Source organism: Paraclostridium sp., from assembly GCF_051657365.1.
GTDB lineage: Bacteria > Bacillota > Clostridia > Peptostreptococcales > Peptostreptococcaceae > Paraclostridium.
Window position 1 is genome coordinate 1 of record NZ_JBOFKN010000043.1, and the last position, 3,725, is coordinate 3,725.

The following is a 3,725-nucleotide window of genomic DNA, read 5'->3' on the forward strand; positions in this document are numbered from 1 at the left end:
GTTCAAATGGCTCAACTACCGGGGTTCGATAGTTGATTGTCTTTTGCCGGGTACTGTTGGTTTGCGCGTGGTTGCGGAATATTTGTGGTCTCTGTAGCAGTGTTTGACAATTGCTTTCCACGTGGGGAGGCTCTTTGTACACCCTTCATATGGGCACTTCTGAAGGTTTACTTCCAAGGTTCTAACTTCTCTATTTATGACAGTCGTACTACTCGCTTGTCCTCCTGCTTTCTTGAGCTGGCCTACTTGCTCCATCTGTGGGTGGCATTCACGTATGTGTTTTTTGAGCCAACCCTCAGTTTTATATGACTTGGAGCACTCTGTGTTAGGGCAATTATATATAAGGTCTTGGTTCGGTCTGTTCAGTGATTCTGTCATTTCTGAGATAGTATGATCACCACGTACGTGATGATACATTTCTTTGTACGTGGCGAACATTCGAAAACAGCTATCTCTGGAGCACTTTATGGGTCTGGCTCTTTGACCAACCAGTTTAGGCCTCTTTCTAGGATCGTCTTTTAAGACAACCCTTGACGGCTCATTGATCCATTGTTTGTGCTTCCCATCGAAAATTTCCTTACAGTCTTCCCCAAGTTGCCTTAACCAATTTTTCGTGTATGCCTTCCGATTGCAGTTGCAACGCTGCTGTTTACTATGCATTACTATTTTTGCTAAGTTATCAGTTTTCTTATGGATTGATGTCCACAAGTTCATGCGACGTTGTTGTATCTGAGTTGCGACGTTTCTTATGGGTATCTTAATTGCTAGGTCTACATTCTTCATCTCACGCTTGTTCCATATCCCCAGACACATTCTTCTGGCGGTATTGAGGACCGCCTCCATCTTGTCATTATCTGTCGCCCTTAGCACAATCGTGCTAAGGCCATACAGTAGTACAGGCTTTATGAACGTTTCAATAACTTTGGCTTTCGTGGTGTTATGTATTCTATCTGATCGGAGAGACGGGCGTAATCTTACCAGACACTGTCTAGCCCTTCTAATGTTCAGTCTAACAGCTTCAGTTGGGTCGCCATCACTGGATACCGGAGAGCCAAGGTAACTGAAACATTTAACTTTCTCTATCTGGTGTCCTTCAACCGTTATTAGCTTGTCGGACGTATCCTCCTCACTAATTATCATCCATTTTGTTTTATCATATGACATTTGCATGTCATAGTCATTTAATGTCTTTGCGAGGATCACCAAGATATCTTCAGCTTCCCGAACAGACCTAGTAATGATACATAGGTCATCCGCATACTCAATATGTTTCAGCTCCCAGCCATATCCATTTTGGTCTGTCATCCCAACTGAGTTTTTGACCTCTGCAAAGGCTTCCTCTAGGATCGTGTTGAAGGCAATATTGAAGAGTAATGGCCCTTCTTTACTACCCTGCCTCACACCTCTTTTCATGGTAAAGGTCTCATCACTACCTTTGAGGTGACATACTGGATCATTCATTAATGCATTCACACTCTCCATTATGTTTGAAGAGCATCCCATATTCTGGAGGCACCTCTGGATAAGGTGTCTCGGCAGTGTATCAAATGCTTTTGTTAGATCAACAAAAGTTATTACCGTTTCTGCCTTATGGTCTATTGCATTTTGGATGATGTGCCTTAAACAGAGAATAGCCTGTTCTGTGGACCGGTTTTGGCGAAACCCAAACTGTGAGTTAGCTATTCGACTTTCACTCAATCTACTAATTCGATCACACACTAGGGTGGCATACACTTTGCCGATGGCATCAAGGAGAAAAATGCTTCTGTAGTTATTAGCACTCTTTCTGCTGCCTTTCTGTTTGTAAATACTGAGTACATCGGCATCTACCCACTCTCTTGGAATAGAACACTCTCCTCTCCAACATTTGTTGAAGTATCGTAGCAACGCTAGCCGCAGCTCCGAGCCACCGTGCCTGATCAATTCTGGCCTAACTCCGTTCCGTCCTGGAGCTTTGGCGTTGCGCAATCGTTTTAATGCCTCCACTAGTTCGCACATGGTGAAGTCATTTTCCTTATCCAGTTCTGTGTATGGACGCAATGTATCAGCACTGTTTGCGCTATGCGCACTAAATAGTTCAGCATAGTGTTGACAGAGTGTATTACTACAAATGGAATTGCATTCTTTCCTTGGGTCTATCCATTTGCCAGATGCTAGGCGTACTACATCTTTCAGTAGTTCATATGCCCTATGTGTGTCGTTTCCTTTTATTAAGTAGTCGAATTCAGTGGCCAACTTATTGATGTAGTTAGTTTTTGCTTGCCGAACCAGTCGTCTTACTGTATACCTTTGCTGTTTATACTCGGCCTCAGTATTTGCTGAGTTAGTCCTAAGCCATGTTAACCTCAGTGACTTTTGTTTTCTAATGGCATCGTGCAGTTCCTGGTCATCATCGTCGAACCAGGCTTTCGTCTTCTTCCGCGGTACTCTTACTTTTCCCGCAGAATCCAAGACCGCTTTTACGATTTCTTCATAATTGCAGTCATCTGGCAGCCTATCAGCAAGTATTGCTTGATAGTTTTGTGGGTGCCATCTGATTAGTTCAGCAGTTTCTGCTGAACAGATCTTTCTGCCCCCACCTTTGTTGTCTATCCACTTTCTACACTTGTGTTTCTTACCATTTGAGATTTGCGCAATCACTGTAAGTAATACATGGTCAGAGTTTGCTTCAGCCGATCTGCTTGCACGTACGTCATTAATGGAAATATATTTATTTTTCCTCATCAGTACGTAGTCTAATACTGCACCATTACCTGTACCTGGATGGTACCAAGTGAACTTTTTGTGTGGCCGTTTAACTTTAAAGGTATTCTCTATACGCATTAGATGGTTATAACAGTAGTCCAATAGTCTCATCCCGTTCTCCGATGTCCTACTTACATCTACCACTTCTTTTCCTATTATCGGTCCATATAGCTCCTGTACATCGTTCCCTAACCTGCAGTTGAAGTCACCCATAACAATCGTAGTATCAGATAGCTTATCGCACAGTTTAGTGGCTTCTGTTAACTTAGCATAAAAGTCATCCTTGATGTCTTCATCTTCCGAGCATTCAGTAGGAGCATATGCCCCTATTATGCCAACTTTCGTTCCAGCAGACGTGATAATTAGTATTGCTAATCGGTTTGACAGTTCATGGTAATCGGTCACTTCGAAACTTCTGTCATCGATTACCATGAAGCACACACCACCGAATTTTTGGTTTTCCCCAGGTCCAGAGTTATATATCCTTATATTAGGCTTAAGCTTATAATTGCATGACTTCATGCGAGTTTCCGTTAGAGTAAGAATATGGAATTTCCTTTCAGCAGCCTGTTCTGCGATGCTCGACAGTTTCCACTCAGTGCTACAACCACGCACATTCCACAGCCCCAGCTTAAGACATTGGGCAGGGAGACACCCTTTGGTGTCGGCAAATTTTGAACAAACCGTAGGTCCCCTGCCCGGGAGGCCCCCATACGGTCGAGAGGCTCCGTCTAAGGGACTCACTGTTGTTGGACACACAACCCTGTTGTTTACAGAATAATGGGGGGTTAGCCCGATTTATTCTGTTGCTGCCCCCGTTGGCCGGTACACTGCTGCGCACCGTTCACCCAGTCACCACGATGAGGTGGGGGTCAGACTTTGACTGGGAATATCTACGGTAAAGTTTCCCCAACCGTCAACACTAAAAGTGTTGTTCGACAAGGTTGTATCTTTTCCCCATTTCTTTTCAAATTCGTAGT

Annotated in this window: 1 protein-coding gene; it reads right to left on the minus strand. The window is 43.7% G+C overall.

Annotation, left to right across the window (positions count from 1 at the left end; genetic code table 11):
• Positions 1–15: 15 nt before the first annotated feature.
• Positions 16–3,504, minus strand: a complete 3,489-nt coding sequence (locus ACRCYC_RS03515) for a reverse transcriptase domain-containing protein (RefSeq protein WP_438617807.1) — start codon at positions 3,502–3,504, stop codon at positions 16–18.
• Positions 3,505–3,725 lie beyond the last annotated feature (221 nt).